Below are 16,905 nucleotides of genomic sequence, written 5' to 3'. Positions count from 1 at the left end.
TGCCATGTCCATCGCACTGAAACAACCTGACGCAGCGGTGTACCGCGCGACCATTCCCGCCGGCGAGCCGTGGCTGATGGAGGTCAAGGCCGGCCAGACCCTGCGCATCCTCGACCTTGAGGGTAACCAGGCCGTCGACACGCTGTTCTACAGCCTCAAAAACCCGCGCGAGCGCTATGACGTGCAACGCACTTTGCGCCGGCAAAACAGCGTCTACCTGAGCACCGGCAGCGTGCTGTATTCCAACCTCGGCCAGCCGATGCTGACCATCGTCGCCGACACCTGCGGGCGCCACGACACCCTCGGCGGCGCCTGCGCCCAAGAGAGCAACACCGTGCGTTACGCCCTGGAAAAACGCTACATGCACAGCTGCCGCGACAACTACCTGCGCGCCTGCGCCCACGACGGGCGGCTGGGTAAAGGCGACATCGGGCCGAACATCAATTTCTTCATGAATGTGCCGGTAACGGCTGACGGCGAGCTGACGTTTGAAGACGGTATTTCCGCCCCTGGCAAGTACGTCGACCTGCGCGCGGAGATGGACGTGATCGTACTGATTTCCAACTGCCCGCAACTGAACAACCCCTGCAACGCCTACAACCCGACCCCTGCGGAGTTACTGGTATGGAACTGAAGCTCAAGCGCCTGCGCATTTGGCTTTTCACCCTGTGCCAATCCCGCGCCGGGCAGTGCCTGCGAAAACAATGAAGGTCCAAATGTGGGAGCGGGCTTGCTCGCGAAGGCGGTGTATCAGTGACAGATGCACGTGCTGAACCACCGCATTCGCGAGCAAGCCCGCTCCCACATTTGGATCTCCATTGCTTTCAGGAATGTGCGCTGCGGACGACCGTAGCGCCTACCCCACTTTGCGGGACGGCCCGCAGGGTTTTGCCATGTTCGAAAAACTCTTGATCGCCAACCGTGGCGCTATCGCCTGTCGCATCCTGCGCACCTTGCGCGAACTGCAGGTCAAAGGCGTCGCGGTGTACGCCGAGGCGGATGCTGCCAGCCTGCATATCCGCCAAGCCGACGAAGCCTACAGCCTCGGCGAAGGCGCGGCGGCGGGCACTTATCTGGCGGTGGAAAAAATTCTCGCCACGGCCAAGGCGTGTGGCGCCAAAGCAATTCATCCCGGCTACGGTTTTCTCTCGGAAAACGCAGCGTTCGCACAAGCCTGTGAAGACGCGGGCATTGCCTTCGTCGGCCCTACGCCGCAACAGTTGCGCGTCTTCGGTCTCAAGCACACCGCGCGCGCATTGGCCAAAAAGCATCAGGTCCCGCTGCTGGAAGGTACCGAGCTACTCGACAGCCTCGATGCAGCGCTTTCGGCCGCTGACAGCGTGGGCTATCCGGTGATGCTGAAAAGCACTGCTGGCGGCGGCGGAATCGGCATGCGCGTGTGCCGCAGTGCGCTGGAGTTGAGTGAGTCCTTCGAAGCGGTCAAACGCCTGGGCCAGAACAACTTCAGCGACGCCGGTGTGTTTATCGAAAAATACATCCAGCACGCTCGCCACCTTGAAGTACAGGTGTTTGGCGACGGCGCAGGTGAGGTGATCGCCCTCGGCGTACGTGACTGCTCGGTGCAGCGACGCAACCAGAAAGTCCTCGAAGAAACCCCGGCGCCGAACCTGCCCGACGGCATGGCCGAAGCGCTGTGTTCGGCGGCGATCACCCTCGCCAAAGCCGTCAATTACCGCAGCGCCGGCACCGTGGAATTTATCTTTGACAGCGCTGACGGGCGCTTCTATTTCCTCGAAGTGAACACGCGCTTGCAGGTGGAGCACGGCGTCACCGAACAAGTCTGGGGCGTGGACCTGGTGCGCTGGATGGTGCAACTGGCCGCCGGTGAATTGCCGCCGTTGAACACGCTGGCGCTGAAACCCAACGGCCATGCCATTCAGGCGCGGCTTTACGCCGAAGACCCGGGCAAGGATTTCCAGCCAAGCCCAGGGCTGTTGACCCGCGTGGATTTCCCGGTAGCCGATGGCTTGCGTATCGACACCTGGGTTGAAGCCGGTTGCGAGATTGCGCCCTACTTCGACCCGATGATAGCCAAGCTCATCACCTGGGCGCCCACCCGCGAACAAGCGCGGCTGGACCTGCATCAAGCCCTGAGCGACAGTCAACTTTACGGCGTAGAAACCAACCGCGATTACCTGCGCCAGATTCTGCTCGCCGCACCGTTCGCCAGTGGCCGCCCCTGGACGCGTTGCCTGGAAGATCTGGTCTACACCGTCGACACCGTTGAGGTGCTCAGCGCCGGTACGCAAACCAGTGTGCAGGATTACCCTGGCCGTCTCGGCTACTGGGCCGTCGGCGTGCCGCCGTCAGGGCCGATGGACAGCCGTGCGCTGCGCCTGGGCAATCGTCTGCTGGGGAATAACGACGGCGCGGCGGCGCTGGAAATCACCATGAGCGGGCCGCTGCTGCGCTTCAATTGCGCGGCGGTTGTGACAGTCACCGGGGCGGACATTGCGTTGCTGCTGAATGACGAACCCGTGCCGATGAATACCGCCTTGCTGATTGAGCCGGGTGCCGTGCTGAGCCTCGGCACTATCGCCGGGGCCGGCGCGCGCAGCTACCTGTGTGTACGCGGCGGGCTGCAAGTGCCGGACTACTTGGGCAGTAAAAGCACCTTCACCCTCGGCCAGTTTGGCGGGCATGGCGGACGGGCCTTGCGCGCCGGGGATGTGTTGCACCTGACGTCCTTGGTGGACGCCGACGCCGGGCAGCAACTGATCCCGCAACCGCTGGCCCAGGTGCGCACACTGCGCGTGATTTACGGCCCCCATGGCGCACCGGAATACTTCAAGCCCGAGTACATCGACACCTTCTTTGCCACCCAATGGGAAGTGCACTTCAACTCCAGCCGCACCGGCGTGCGGTTGATCGGACCGAAGCCGTTATGGGCGCGTACGGATGGCGGTGAGGCGGGGCTGCATCCGTCGAATATTCATGACAACCCTTACGCAATCGGGGCCGTGGATTTTACCGGTGACATGCCGGTAATCCTCGGGCCGGACGGTCCGAGCCTCGGCGGGTTTGTGTGCCCGGTGACGGTGATTGAGGCCGACCTTTGGCAGCTCGGGCAACTGAAGGCGGGCGACAAAATCCGTTTTGAACCGGTTGATCTCACGACCGCCCGATCCCTTGCCCTGAAATGGGATCAATGTGGGAGCTGGCTTGCCTGCGATACGGGCAACTCGGTCCTTCAGACAGACCACATTGATGCCATCGCGGGCAAGCCCGGCTCCCACATTGATCTCCATTCACTTCAGATCGAGTCGCCTGTGGTATTGGATGTAGGCCGCGACGACACTCGTCTGGTCGCCCGCCTCGCCGGCGACACCCACCTGTTGCTGGAAATCGGCGCAGCCGAACTCGACCTGGTGCTGCGCTTTCGCGGCCACGCCCTGATGCAAGCCCTCGAAGCCCGCGCCTTGCACGGCGTGATCGACCTGACGCCAGGCATTCGCTCGTTGCAAATCCACTACCAGCCTGAACAGTTGCCCCTGGCCGATCTGCTGCCGCTGATCACTCAGGAATGGTCGACCGTGTGCGCCACGCAAAACCTGCAAGTGCCCTCGCGCATCGTGCATCTGCCGCTGTCGTGGGACGACCCGGCGTGCCAGCTCGCCATCGAAAAATACATGACCACCGTGCGTAAGGATGCGCCCTGGTGCCCGAGCAACCTGGAATTCATTCGCCGCATCAACGACCTGGCAAACCTCGACGAAGTGCGCCACACGGTGTTCGACGCCAGCTACCTGGTGATGGGCCTGGGCGACGTGTACCTCGGCGCACCGGTCGCCACGCCGCTGGACCCACGCCACCGTTTGGTCACCACCAAATACAACCCGGCGCGCACCTGGACTGCCGAAAACTCGGTGGGCATCGGCGGCGCCTACCTGTGCGTGTATGGCATGGAAGGCCCCGGCGGCTACCAGTTCGTGGGGCGCACGTTGCAGATGTGGAACCGCTACCGGGAAGTCGCGGCGTTTGATGGCAAGCCGTGGTTGCTGCGGTTTTTCGACCAGATCCGGTTCTATCCGGTGAGCGCCGATGAATTGGTAAAAATACGGCGCGACTTCCCGCTCGGGCGCTTTGAATTGAGCATCGAACACAGCCAGCTGAACCTGGCGGATTATCAGGATTTTCTGGCTCGGGAAGCCTCAAGCATCGGCGCGTTTCGCGAGCATCAGCAGCAGGCTTTCAATGCCGAGCGCGAACGCTGGATTGCAAGCGGTCAGGCGCACTTCGACAGTGAAGAGCAGGCGGCGCCGCAGAGTGAAGACACGCCCTTGGGCGCCAACGAATGCAGCATCGACAGCCCCATCGCCGGCAACCTTTGGCAGGTGCAGGTTGCCGCTGGCCAGCGGGTTGAACCCGGTGATGTGCTGGTGATTCTGGAGTCCATGAAAATGGAAATTCCTGTTGTAGCGCCGTTCGCCGGCACCGTGCGCGAAATCCCCGTGCAACCCGGCAGCGGCATTGGCGCCGGGCAACGGGTAATGGTGCTGGAACGTGACTGACTTTTCTCTTTTGACAGGCGGACAAGCCATGAATCTGCAACTGGACACCCTGCGCAATGCCTACCTCAGCGGCGACACCACGCCACGTACGTTGCTACTGGAGCTGCGTGAAAAAGCCGCGCAGTTGAACCCCGACTATCACCTGTTTATCCACTTGCTGAGCGTGGCGGAACTGGAGCCCTATCTGGTTGCACTGGAAGGTCGCGATCCTTCGCAATTGCCGTTGTTCGGCGTGCCATTTGCGATCAAGGACAACATCGATTTGGCCGGTATTCCCACCACAGCGGCCTGCCCGGCATTTGCCTATGTGCCAGAGCGCAGCGCGACGATAGTCGAGCAGCTGATCGCGCTGGGCGCGGTGCCGCTGGGCAAGACCAATCTCGACCAGTTCGCAACTGGCCTTAACGGCAGCCGCTCGCCGTATGGCGCGTGCCCCAACAGCGTGTTGTCGGATTACCCGTCCGGTGGTTCCAGTGCAGGGTCGTCGCTGGCAGTCGCGCTCGGCGTGGCCAGCTTCGCCTTGGGCACCGATACGGCCGGCTCCGGGCGCGTGCCGGCGGCGCTGAATAATCTGGTGGGGCTCAAAGCGAGCAAAGGGCTGATCTCCACGGCCGGCGTAGTGCCGGCGTGCCGTACGCAGGATTGCGTCACGACGTTTACCCGAACGGCGCGGGAAGCCAGCCAGTTACTCGCGCTGACCGCCAAACTTGACCCGCTGGACGCCTACAGCCGCCAGAATCCGGCGTGGAATGACGCGTCGGCGTTTGGCACGCCGAGGCCGTTTCGCTTTGGCGTGCCGCGTCAGGAGGATCTGGAATACTTCGGCTGCGAACAAGGCCCAGAGCTGTTTCAACAGGCCATCGACCGCATGATCGCCCTGGGCGGCGAACCGGTCGAGTTTGACCTGTCGCCTTTTCTTGAGGCCGCGCGCCTGCTTTACGAAGGACCGTGGGTGGCCGAGCGCTACAGCGTCGCCGGTGAATTGATGGAGCGCGACTCCGACGCCGTGCTGCCGGTGATTCGCGCGGTGTTGGCCAAGGCGCCGGCGGTCACCGGCGTCGACACCTTCCGGGCGCAGTACCGTCTGCAAGCGTTGAAAGCGCAATGCGATGTTCTGTTGGAAGGTCTCGATTGCGTGCTGACGCCGACCATTGGCCGCCCGGTGACGCTGGAAGAACTGCGCGCCGAACCGGTGCTGCGCAATGCCGAATTGGGCTACTACACCAACTTCATGAACCTGCTGGATTACGCCGCCGTCGCGGTGCCCAGTGGCTTTATGCACAACGGCTTGCCGTGGGGCGTGACGCTGTTCGGCCGCACGTTTACCGATCAATACCTGCTCGGCGTGGCGGATGCCTTGCAGCGTCAGCAGGATGGAACGCTGGTTGCCACCTCTGGCATCGCCAGCCATGACGGCACGAAGCTGGTGGTGTGTGGCGCGCACTTGCAGGGGTTGGCGCTTAACGGCCAGTTGCTACGCCGTGGCGCACGCTTGCTGGAACGCACCCACAGCTCGCCGGATTATCAACTGTTCGCGCTCGCAGGCGGGCCGCCGTATCGTCCGGGCATGCTGCGCGTCAGTGAAGGCGGCGTGGCCATCGAAGTGGAAGTGTGGGAATTGCCGAGCCGCGAACTGGGCTCGTTTCTGGCCGGCATACCCGCACCATTGGGCCTTGGCAAAGTGCAACTGGCGGATGGGCGCTGGGAAACCGGGTTTATCTGCGAGCCCTACGGCTTGAACGGCGCCGTGGACATCAGCCACTTCGGCGGCTGGCGCGGCTACCTGCACAGCTTGCAATAGCGGGACGGCGCTGTATCGTGCAGGGAATTCCGGGGCCTTGCCCGATCAGTGCCTGAACCGACCGATGACCACGCCAACCCTCTGCCCCGCCTGTGGCGCGCGCAACGACTGCGCCCTGGCCGACCCGCGCACCGCCGACCAAGCCTGCTGGTGCTACAGCGTCACCATCGACCCGGCGGTGCTCGAAGCGCTGCCCGACGAACTGCGCAACAAAGCCTGCCTGTGCCCGCGATGCGCACAGGTGGACGCGCACCTGCGCGAGGCTGAACAGCCGTAATGCGCGTGGATCGGTTCCTCAGCAACCTGCCGCGCTTCAATCGCCAGCAAGTGCGCGTGCTGTTGGTTGAACGACGGGTGAGTGTTGACGGCGTGGCCGTCAGCGATCCACACCATGAAGTGCGCGAATTCAGCCACGTATGCGTTGACGATGAAGTGCTACAGGCGGGCAAACCGGCGCGTTATTTCATGCTGCATAAACCTGCGGGTTGCGTGAGCGCCACGACTGACCCGGTGCATCCCACCGTGCTCGATTTACTGGATGAACCGGACAAGGGCGAGCTGCACATTGCTGGCCGTCTGGATTTCAACACCACCGGGCTGATGCTGATCACCAACGACGGCCAATGGTCGCGACGCCTCACACAACCGCAGACCAAACTGCCAAAGGTTTACCTCGTGGAAACCGAGCAGCACATCGGCCCGGAATACGCGGCGACCTTCAAGACCGGCCTGTATTTCGCCTTCGAGAACCTCACGACCCAGCCCGCCGAGTTGGCGCTATTGGGCCCGACGACGGCGCGCTTGAGCATCATCGAAGGCCGCTATCACCAGGTGAAGCGCATGTTCGGGCATTTTGATAACAAGGTCATCGGCCTGCATCGCGAACGCATGGGGCCTTTGGTGCTGGATACAGCCCTGGCGCCGGGCGAGTATCGGGCGCTGACCGACGATGAAATACGACAGGTTTGACGACCGTTCAGCCGGTGATGGCAAAAAACCAGCCTGGCGCCTTGCGAGGTCGCGTATCGGCTGCTTGAATCCTTCTTGCCAGCCGGTGCATGACTGGCGAGTCGCCTATAACCTCCAAGAAACACCTTGCCCCGCCCGCGCTTGATTCACGGGCCTCTCAGGCAAACAGCCCGCCATAACAACAGCCGTCGGCCAGCCTTCATCGGACTGACATGGGCGCTCATCTTAAAGGCGTATGCCTACCTGTCATAAAGCTTGTGCAGAGTGGTCTGCGCGCACTACCCGCTTGCCAGGAGTCTTACGACATGAGGCCAGAAATCGCTGTGCTGGATATACAGGGTCAGTATCGGGTTTACACGGAGTTCTACCGCGCGGACACAGCTGAAAAGACCATCATCCTGGTCAACGGCTCGATGGCCACCACGGCATCTTTCGCCCAAACCGTCAAAAGCCTGTACCCCCAATTCAACGTGGTTTTGTACGACCAGCCCTACGCTGGCCGCTCCAAAATCCATAATCGCCATGAGCAGATGCTGACGAAGGAAGTTGAAGGCCAGATTCTCCTGGAACTCATCAACCACTTCGCCGCAGAACACGTGCTGTCGTTTTCCTGGGGCGGCGCTGCCACCCTGGTCGCCCTCGCCGACCGGCCACGCCGCGTGGAAAAGGCAGTGATCAGCTCGTTCTCACCGGTGATCAACGCACCAATGCGCGACTACCTTGAACGCGGCGTCGACTACCTCGGCAACCTCGACCGCGACCGTGTCGGGCACTTGGTCAACAGCACCCTCGGCAAACACTTGCCGTCGCTGTTCAAGCGGTTCAACTACAAGCATGTGAGCCGTCTAGCCGAACACGAATACGGGCAGATGCATTTCCACATCAGCCACGTGTTGCACAGTGATCGGCAGTGCTACATCAAGGCGGCCAGGCAGATCGACATTCCAGTGCTGTTCTTGAACGGTGAATGGGACGAGTACACCAGCGCCGAGGACGCGAAGTTGTTTGCCCAGCACCTGACCAACAGCAGCTTCAGCACCATCCAGGCCACCGGGCATTTTCTGGACATGGAGCACAAGGCCGCCTGCCGAGACAGTCGAGACGCTGTGGTTGAGTTTTTGAAACCGCAGCGCCAGGTCAGCCGGTTGAGGTATCACCACGGCAGTGAAGCCATCGCAGGCAAGCCAGCTCCCACACAAGGTTGCGCTCTGATGGATGAATGCAACCCGCACATTTTTCGAAGAAAAACTTCAAATCCCGGCGAACATCTGGTACAAAGTCAGCCGCTCTGAGCGGGTATAGTTCAATCGTAGAACAGTACCTTCCCAGGCTCGCGACGAGGGTTCTTACAGGGCACTCGTTTGTGAGCGAAAAATGTGCGAATGCGGGTATAGTTTAGTGGCAAAACGAAAGCTTCCCAAGCTTTAGTTGAGGGTTCGATTCCCTCTACCCGCTCCATCCAATCGCCCAATCCCCCCAATAAACACAGCACTTTTCAGCGTCCCTCCTGCGCAATAGTCACACCAACCTTGCTCCAATATCCAATCGCCCATCTCCAGCAAATGCCTGCTATCGATCAAATCTGCTTGTGAGTAAAGGCTGAGGCTGCACGCCCAGAAAAACTGACTGTTTTGCGCGCCTTAACTTGATGAGTGCGGATTCTTTGCTATAGCTAAAGCTTCGCGTTCTCCTGTCGAGGCAACGGAATGTCAGTCGCAAAGAAGATGAGCGTGGGGCAGCTGACCATGTTGACCGCTGTCAACATGTTAGGGTCCGGGATCGTTTTGTTGCCCACCAAACTCGCCGAAGTCGGCGCAATCTCAATCCTCTCCTGGTTGATCACAGCTACCGGTTCATTGGCCCTGGCCTACGCCTTCGCACGCTGCGGGATGCTCAGCCGTAAGACCGGTGGCATGGGCGGGTATGCCGAATACACCTTCGGCAAGTCTGGTAACTACATCACCAACTACACCTATGGCTTGTCGCTTTTGATCGCGAACGTAGCCATCAGTATTACCGCCGTTGGTTATATACAGACCCTGTTCGGTATAAAACTTGACTCCTTGCAGGTCGGGCTGGCGACCATTGCTTTGCTGTGGATTACCACGTTCGCTAACTTCGGCGGGGCAAGCATTACCGGCAAGATCGGTGCCGTGACGGTCTGGGGCGTTATCGCCCCGGTGGTGTTGGTCTCCACCATAGGCTGGTTCTGGTTCGACAGCAGCGTGTATGCCGCAGGGTGGAACCCCCACGACAAAACCTGGTTCGAAGCGGCAGGCGCTTCGGTGGCTATTACGCTATGGGCGTTTCTCGGTCTCGAATCGGCGTGCGCCAACGGCGATGCCGTGGAGAATCCAGAGAAGAATGTGCCCATCGCAGTGCTCGGCGGGACATTGGGCGCGGCTGTGATTTACATCGTGTCGACCAACGTAATCGCCGGCATCGTCGAAAACGCCGAGTTGGTTTCGTCCACCGCCCCCTTCGGCCTGGTGTTCGCCAAGATGTTCAACCCCATGATCGGCAACGTTGTCATGGGGCTGATGGTGCTGGCCTGCATCGGCTCGCTTCTGGGGTGGCAGTTCACTGTCGCTCAGGTGTTCAAGAGTTCGGCAGACACGGGTTACTTCCTGCCGATCTTCGCCAAGGCCAACAAACATGGGGTGCCGATTATCAGCATGCTGATCCTGTTGGCGATTCAAACAGCATTGGCGCTTCTAACCATCAGCCCCGACCTTGCCAAGCAGTTCGACACGCTCGTGAACCTTGCGGTGGTGACCAATCTGGTGCCGTACATCCTATCGATGGCTACGCTGATGACCTTGCAGAAGGTCTCCAACATGCCTGCGAAGAAGGCGCTGATCACCAACATCGTGGCTTACGTCGCTGCGGCGTACAGCTACTTGGCGTTGTACAGCTCAGGTGAGCAGGCGCTGATGCTTGGCGGTGTAGCGACCATCGCCGGCTATACGCTATTCGGCTTCGTTAACACCCGACTGATCAAACTGGAAGCCCTGAATAATAGCGTTCCGACCCAGACGGTCGCCGCGCAGCACATTGTTGGGGAACCCATTGCTGTGAATGACCTGCCTCTTAAAAGCATCAATCAGGCTACATTGGGGACTCAACCATGACGGAACATAGACAATTGCTCGGCATGCTGGCGCTATTGGTCAGCACACAGCCCGACAAACGCAGTGTGTTCGGGCGCGCGCTGATTCAACTGATCAGCGACGTAGAAGAACGATCCATCAATGTGCTGACGTCTGAAAGCCTGAGTGATGCCAAGTCGATCCTGAGTACAGACCCTGCGATCCAGTGTGTGCTGCTCAGTTGGGAAATGGACCAAAGCGAAGACCACCAGGCATGTATTGATCTTTTGACTGCCCTGCGCGAACGCAATACGCGCGTGCCAGTGTTTCTGATCAGTGATCGCAGCACCGCATCAAACGTGCCGCTGATTGTGATGCAGCACGCCGATGACTTCATCTGGTTGCCAGAGGACACCAGTCGATTCTTGAGTGGTCGGATCATGGCCGCCATAGAGCGCTATCGCCAGGCCGTGTTACCTCCAATGTTCGGTGCGCTGCTGAAGTTTGCCCGCAGCTACGAATATTCATGGCACACACCGGGTCATGCGGGCGGTACAGCATTCCTGAAGAGCACTGCGGGCCGCGCGTTCTATGAATTTTTTGGTGAAAACCTGCTGCGCTCCGACCTGTCGATCTCTGTCGGCGAGCTGGGCTCATTGCTCGACCACAGCGGCCCCATCGGCCAAGGCGAGCGGTATGCGGCCAAGGTGTTCGGCGCTCATCGCACGTATTACGTCACCAACGGCTCATCGATGTCGAACCGCGTGATTTTGATGGCCAGCGTGACCCGCGATCAAATCGCGCTGTGCGACCGCAACTGTCACAAATCCGCCGAGCATGCGATGACGCTGTCGGGGGCGATTCCGACGTATCTGGTGCCCACTCGCAACCGTTTCGGCATCATCGGCCCGATCCTGCCACAGACCCTGAGTCCTGAGGGTGTCAAGGCTGCCATTGCCAATAACCCACTGGTCAAAAGCCACATCGACCCTACGCCAGTGCACGCAATCGTCACCAACTCCACCTACGACGGCTTGACCTACAACGTCACCCGCGTCGAAGAGCTTCTGGGGCAGAGTGTTGATCGGCTGCATTTTGACGAAGCATGGTATGGCTACGCCAGGTTCAATCCGCTGTACAAGGATCGCTTTGCGATGCACGGCAGCCCGGCTGATCACGACGAATCCAAGCCAACGGTATTCGCTACCCAATCGACTCACAAGCTGCTGGCGGCGCTGTCCCAGGCCTCGATGATCCACGTACGTAATGGGCGCAATCCGATCCCTCACGGGCGCTTCAACGAGTCGTACATGATGCACGCATCGACCTCGCCCAACTACGCGATCATGGCCTCGTGCGATGTCAGCTCGGCGATGATGGAGGCCCCAGCGGGCAGATACTCACGACCGAATCCATTGAGGAGGCTATTGCCTTCCGGCAGGTCATTTCTCGCATGCAGAGCGACATGCTCAGCAACGATGACTGGTTCTTCTCCTGCTGGCAGCCGCCATCAGTGCCGGTCGGCGCGACCTTGATCCCCTTTCATGAAGTCGATCCGGTAAAACTCAAGACCGACCCCAATTGCTGGGTTTTACATCCAAACGAAGTGTGGCACGGCTTTGGCGATATCGAAGACGGCTACTGCATGCTCGACCCTATCAAGGTGTCGGTACTCAGCCCCGGCATGGGCGACGACGGCAACCTGCTGGATTTCGGTATTCCGGCCTGCGTGCTCAGTGCCTACTTGGGGCGGCAAGGAATCGTGGTCGAGAAAACCACCGATTTCACCATCCTGTTCCTGTTCTCGATCGGTATCACCAAGGGGAAATGGGGAACGCTGGTCAATGCATTACTGGACTTCAAGCGCGACTACGATTCCAACATCGACCTGGAGCTTTGCTTGCCAGACCTGCTGGCCGCCAACCAACAGCGTTATGCGGGAATGGGTTTGAAAGACCTGGCCGAAGAAATTTTCGCCGCCATGAAAGAAACTCGAACCACAGCAGCCATGGCCCAGGCGTTCGGTATATTGCCGAACGCCGAATTCAGCCCTGTGGAGGCGTATGAGAAGCTTGTGAGGAATGAGGTCGAGCAGGTAACTCTGGAAGAAGCAGCCGGGCGTATCGTGGCAACAGGTATTGTTCCCTACCCGCCCGGGATTCCACTGCTGATGCCAGGAGAAAATGCCGGAGCCTCTGACGGACCCTTCCTGACGTATTTAAAAGCGCTGGAAAGCTTCGACAAATCGTTCCCTGGTTTTACCCACGACACTCATGGGATCGAAAGCGACGGGGGGCACCATCGATTGCTGGTTCTGAAGTGAATTGCCGCACGCGGCACGGCGCTCTATAAACCCAGCTTAATCAAAATTGTGATCGCCACAACTTTGAACTAATCATCACGGTCATCCCCCTAAAGCTGTGCAGATAGCATCTGGCCCAGGCTGACCCTGGGTTGCCCAATTACACGCAAAGGTTTGGTGATCTATGAAGAGTGAACAAGTTGAAGGCGTAGCAGAAAAGGTTGCAGGCAAGGCACAGAGCGTCGTTGGGAAGCTGTTCGGCGACTCAAAACTGGAAGCTGAAGGTGCTGGGCGCCAAGCTGCCGGCCAGTTGACTCAAACCTATGGCGATGCACTGGACAGCGTGTCTACGTTCGTCAAAGAGAAGCCGGTCGCCGCGATTGCAATCGGTGCGGTAGCGTTGCTGGTTTTAGACCGCCTGTTCCGTCGCTGAGTCAGCAAAGAGCGGCTTACAACCGCTGCCGTAAATCAACTCTCGCACTCCCCTGGGTCGTCTATCAGAAGAGTGCGAGGGGCATAAAATCCCGTCTTGCGCTTGTTAAAAGATCACCACAGGTTGCAACAAACACTGATCGTGACGACCAGTGTCAGCAGCCCAGCCTCAAGTTAATTTGGAGCGATGGGCCCGTCGCCAGGTTCCTGGTGTGACCTTTTCCTGGCCCCGGAATGCTCGATAAAACGAGTTCGTGTCCTGATAACCCACCAGGTATGCCACCTCTTTTACCTCGATACCCCTGACATTGAGTAGCTCACGGCTAAGCTCATTTCTTGCCTCTGCCAGCAATACCCTGAACGTCTTGCCCTCGGCAGCGATCTTGCGTTGAAGCGTGCGAGGACTGAGGGCCAATTCACGGGCTACGCTCCCAATGTCTGTCCGCCCAGCCGTCATCATCAACTTTAACGTGGCTTTTACTCGTGCGCTTAAACTGGCGTGGCTTTCTATATCGTCCACTGCGCTTGCTAATGCGGGGGTCAACATCCGAAGCAATTCGGGGTTGTGCGCGGGGAATGGAAGGTCCAGATCCGTTGAGTTCAAAACCAGTCTGTCGCGCTGCGCACCAAAGCGGACAGGACAACCGAAGAATTCACCATGTTGGCTCGATGCAGGAGGCGTCCGCCGAAGGTCTACTGATACCGGTAAAATACGTTTTCCAGTGCCCCGACGTCCAACTTCCAGCAGCAGTGCAAAACTTGCTTCCACGGCTATATAAGGCTCAGGCGGTGTGCCGACAGGCCACTCGATGGTGACGATCAACTGTTCCCCCTCCTTCTTGAAGCACAACCGGTCAGGGCTGCACATTCGTTTGAAACGAGCCAGCCGTGTGAGTCCGTCGCGAAAGTCGGCAGCATAGGTGGCAGCCAGGAATGCCAACATGTGTTTAGAGGTGCTTGTCTCGGTGACCATCCTGATGCCCGACGTAGCATCGCCACTCAGTGTTTCAACCGCATCCCAGATAGCGAAGAGCTGCGATGGGCTCATGACGACAGTCTCGTCCAGGCACCAGCTTTCTGGGAGGTTCGCGTGCCGTAGCACCGCCGTAGGTTCCAGCCTCAGTTGAACAATCGCCTGCCAAAATGATTGGGGGAGTTGGCAGCCGCTGGAGAGAGCGTTCTTCGTCGTCATGTCTTCTTTGCGTCCTCCATTCTTGAACGGAAGGTAGGGGCGCCGTACCTGGCGTGGGTTGTGGGAGCAAACGCTAATGGCTGGGTTCCGTCTGGAAAAACCAGGCAAGCCTGGCGTCTCATGATGCCAGACTCAGCGGTTTGCACGGCCATTTGAATAAGAGCGTTCAGTATGAATGGCAAGAAAATACTAATGGCGCAAACCGCGAGCATTCTGGCGCGCTCTGCTGGTTTCAGCATGGGCTGACATCTTTATCCTCTGAGTTCGGGTTCCGATAATTTCAGAGAGAAGACTATGACGATCAAGTTTTACACCAACCCTAATTCGCGTGGACGGATGGTGCGCTGGATGCTTGAAGAGATTGGCTGCGCCTATGAAACGGTGGTTTTGGATTACGAGCGTTCAAGCGAGGGAGACCCGTGGGGAGGCGCAGCGCTGCAAAGGCCCACCGACGTAAATGATGAACGAAGCACGTTCTTCAGTGAGGTGAACCCTATTGGCAAGGTTCCAGCCATTGAGCACGAAGGGCGAATCATTTCCGAGAGCGCGGCAATCTGCGCCTATTTGGCGGAGGCCTTTCCTGAGGCGTTACTCTCGCCGACGAGCGAAGAGCGCGCTGATTACTATCGCTGGATGTTCTTCGCTGCAGGGCCGGTAGAACAAGCCGTGACCAATTTTCGTGCGGGGTTTACCCCGACTACCAGCCAGGAGTTCTTTCTGGGCTACGGCAGCTACGAGCGTATGGTGGATCAGCTTGAGTGGGCGGTGTCGGCCAAACCATACATCGCGGGTGATCGCTTCACTGCTGCGGATGTATACGTCGGTTCCCACGTCGGATGGGGCCTGGGCCTACAAACCCTGCCAGGCCGACAAGCGTTTGTAGATTACGCCCAAAAGTTGATTGCAAGACCTGCCTACATAAGCGCTGTAGCGAAGGACAACGAATTATTGGCTGCTCTTAAATAGTGAGTGAGAGTCGGGAAAAGTTACTTACCCGACTCAATCCTTGAAGTTGCCTTACATGCCCGGCACATCCATGTTGATCTTGCGCCAGCAGGCTTCAGAGAAGCTGTAAACCGCGAAAGCAATCAGCCCCAAAGCCATCACCATCAATATCAGCCACCCAAAGGGTAGATTCTGGAGCGCGTTTAGAGCCTCCTTCATACCGGGTGGATCCATGGCCTGATACGCGGAACCGCTGACTGCCAGCAGCAACGCAATCTCTATAAAAACAACCCCACGGGCAATCAGACCGAACCGCGACACTGGGCGGACATACCGCATCACCTCTTCGTCGGCTTCAAAATACTTCTCGAACGACGCCTTCCATCCCTTGATGATGTGAGCAATGCCCACACCAAGCGGTACGAGTGCGATCAGGTACACCAACACATTCGAATGATCCCAAGACAAGAGATGCGCTAGCCAGTCCCTGGCCTGCCCTCCGGAGTTGCCTGAGCTTTCAATACCGCTGATCAGTAGACCCAAAGCAAATAGCGCCAGCGCGCCGTTGACCATACCGCCCGCCAACAGACCGGCGCGAATTACCAAGCCTTTGGGTTCTTTGCCGTGATGATCGACATCACGCGTAGCTTGCAAGACGCGCCAGGCCGCAAATGCCAGCAGACCCGCCACCACAAGACCAACCAGAAAATAACCAAATGGCTGGCTTAGCAATGCTTCCAGGCTCTTGTGGCTGTCCTTGGGTTTTGTCGAATCCTGCGCTGCCAGCAGTGCGAAGATACCGATGATCAAATAAAGCACTCCCCGAGCGGCGTAGCCTCCCCGAGCGAGTATCACCAAGCTATGTTGCGCGGACATTCACTGTATTCCCCAGAGTTGATACAGGAGCAGACCCCTCTTGAAGGATGGGGTTCTATTGCCGTGTCGATGGCTCAAGGATTTCGTGGCCCAAAATCGCGAAGACTTGGCGAGATTTGAAATGATCGCTATTTTCTTCGTCAAAACCTGTACAAATTGATATTTCTGTACAAGTATCAAGGAAGGCGTTGGCGCTTCGCCGCGCACGAGAGGGGAGCCGGGCAATGACACGTCTACTGGTTTCATTGTTACTGGTATTGAGTCTGAGCAGCTGCGGCAACGTCGGAGTGGACCACTACGCCGACCAGCAACCGCAATTGGACCTGGTGCGCTTCTTCAGCAAGCCCGTGAAGGCGTGGGGGATTTTCCAGAAACGCTCGGGGGAAGTGGCCAAGCGCTTCGAGGTCAATATCGTCAGCCGCCGCGAAGGCGACGCCTTGATTCTCGACGAACGCTTCCTGTACAGCGATGGCACACGTCAACAGCGCGTGTGGACGCTGACACCGGACGGCCCTGGGCGCTGGCGCGGTCGAGCTGGTGATGTGGTCGGCGAGGCGATCGGCGAAGTAGCGGGTAACGCGCTGCGTTGGCGCTACCGACTCAACCTGCCGGTGGACGGCTCGGTCTACGAAGTCAGCTTTGATGACTGGATGTATTTGATGGACGAAGACACCTTGATCAACCGTTCCAGCATGACCAAATTCGGCGTCGAATGGGGCCAGGTCACGTTGTTTTTTCGTCGCCAATGAGCGACTTACAGCGAGGGT

The 16,905-nt window shown here is 58.8% G+C and carries 11 protein-coding genes, 1 tRNA gene and 2 pseudogenes; 12 read left to right on the top strand and 2 right to left on the bottom strand.

Going from position 1 to position 16,905, the window contains the following annotated elements; translation table 11 throughout:
- Positions 1-4 precede the first annotated feature (4 nt).
- From Q7C20_RS18320 to Q7C20_RS18275, 10 genes and pseudogenes are all read left to right on the top strand, one after another.
- Positions 5-634: an urea amidolyase associated protein UAAP2 gene (locus tag Q7C20_RS18320; RefSeq protein WP_375069255.1), complete on the top strand. Its 630-nt coding sequence runs from the start codon at positions 5-7 to the stop codon at positions 632-634.
- Between the two features lie 259 nt (positions 635-893).
- Entirely contained in the window at positions 894-4,532 is a 3,639-nt protein-coding gene (uca, locus tag Q7C20_RS18315) for an urea carboxylase (protein ID WP_375069253.1), read from the top strand.
- 28 nt (positions 4,533-4,560) lie between these two features.
- Positions 4,561-6,333 carry an allophanate hydrolase gene (gene atzF, locus Q7C20_RS18310; RefSeq protein WP_375069252.1) on the top strand — a complete coding sequence of 591 codons (1,773 nt, stop codon included), beginning with the start codon at positions 4,561-4,563 and terminating at the stop codon, positions 6,331-6,333.
- A 64-nt stretch (positions 6,334-6,397) separates the two neighbouring features.
- Positions 6,398-6,610 carry a cysteine-rich CWC family protein gene (locus Q7C20_RS18305; RefSeq protein WP_375069250.1) on the top strand — a complete coding sequence of 71 codons (213 nt, stop codon included), beginning with the start codon at positions 6,398-6,400 and terminating at the stop codon, positions 6,608-6,610.
- Complete coding sequence (locus Q7C20_RS18300; protein ID WP_375069248.1) at positions 6,610-7,302, top strand: 16S rRNA pseudouridine(516) synthase; 693 nt, start codon at positions 6,610-6,612, stop codon at positions 7,300-7,302. The genes Q7C20_RS18305 and Q7C20_RS18300 overlap by 1 nt, the downstream gene beginning before the upstream one ends.
- Before the next feature lie 305 nt (positions 7,303-7,607).
- Positions 7,608-8,465: pseudogene (locus Q7C20_RS18295) on the top strand (alpha/beta fold hydrolase); the annotation flags it as partial.
- A 221-nt stretch (positions 8,466-8,686) separates the two neighbouring features.
- Positions 8,687-8,760 (top strand) — tRNA-Gly (locus tag Q7C20_RS18290).
- Positions 8,761-9,008: 248 nt separating this feature from the next.
- The gene (gene potE, locus Q7C20_RS18285) at positions 9,009-10,433 is read left to right on the top strand and encodes a putrescine-ornithine antiporter (RefSeq protein ID WP_375069246.1); all 1,425 of its coding nucleotides are present in this window, start codon (positions 9,009-9,011) and stop codon (positions 10,431-10,433) included.
- A pseudogene (locus tag Q7C20_RS18280) lies at positions 10,430-12,714 on the top strand (Orn/Lys/Arg decarboxylase N-terminal domain-containing protein). The gene potE and the pseudogene Q7C20_RS18280 overlap by 4 nt, the downstream one beginning before the upstream one ends.
- A gap of 163 nt (positions 12,715-12,877) precedes the next feature.
- Positions 12,878-13,126: a CsbD family protein gene (locus Q7C20_RS18275; RefSeq protein ID WP_348057904.1), complete on the top strand. Its 249-nt coding sequence runs from the start codon at positions 12,878-12,880 to the stop codon at positions 13,124-13,126.
- 168 nt (positions 13,127-13,294) lie between these two features.
- Here Q7C20_RS18275 and Q7C20_RS18270 read toward each other — a convergent pair whose 3' ends face one another.
- Positions 13,295-14,317, bottom strand: a complete 1,023-nt coding sequence (locus Q7C20_RS18270) for an AraC family transcriptional regulator ligand-binding domain-containing protein (protein ID WP_375069244.1) — start codon at positions 14,315-14,317, stop codon at positions 13,295-13,297.
- Between the two features lie 294 nt (positions 14,318-14,611).
- Here Q7C20_RS18270 and Q7C20_RS18265 point away from each other — a divergent pair, with 294 nt between their 5' ends.
- Positions 14,612-15,283, top strand: a complete 672-nt coding sequence (locus Q7C20_RS18265; RefSeq protein ID WP_375069242.1) for a glutathione S-transferase family protein — start codon at positions 14,612-14,614, stop codon at positions 15,281-15,283.
- Between the two features lie 51 nt (positions 15,284-15,334).
- On the opposite strand, the gene Q7C20_RS18260 is transcribed toward Q7C20_RS18265, so the two are convergent.
- Positions 15,335-16,138 (bottom strand): DUF1206 domain-containing protein, encoded by an 804-nt coding sequence (locus tag Q7C20_RS18260; protein WP_375069241.1) that lies wholly within the window; start codon positions 16,136-16,138, stop codon positions 15,335-15,337.
- Between the two features lie 224 nt (positions 16,139-16,362).
- Between Q7C20_RS18260 and Q7C20_RS18255 the strand changes: the two genes are divergently transcribed.
- Entirely contained in the window at positions 16,363-16,887 is a 525-nt protein-coding gene (locus Q7C20_RS18255) for a DUF3833 domain-containing protein (protein ID WP_375069239.1), read from the top strand.
- The last annotated feature ends 18 nt before the right edge of the window (positions 16,888-16,905 follow it).

The organism is Pseudomonas sp. AMR01 (assembly GCF_041946035.1).
Classification (GTDB): domain Bacteria; phylum Pseudomonadota; class Gammaproteobacteria; order Pseudomonadales; family Pseudomonadaceae; genus Aquipseudomonas; species Aquipseudomonas antarctica_B.
This window is presented reverse-complemented; position numbering and strand designations above follow the sequence as displayed.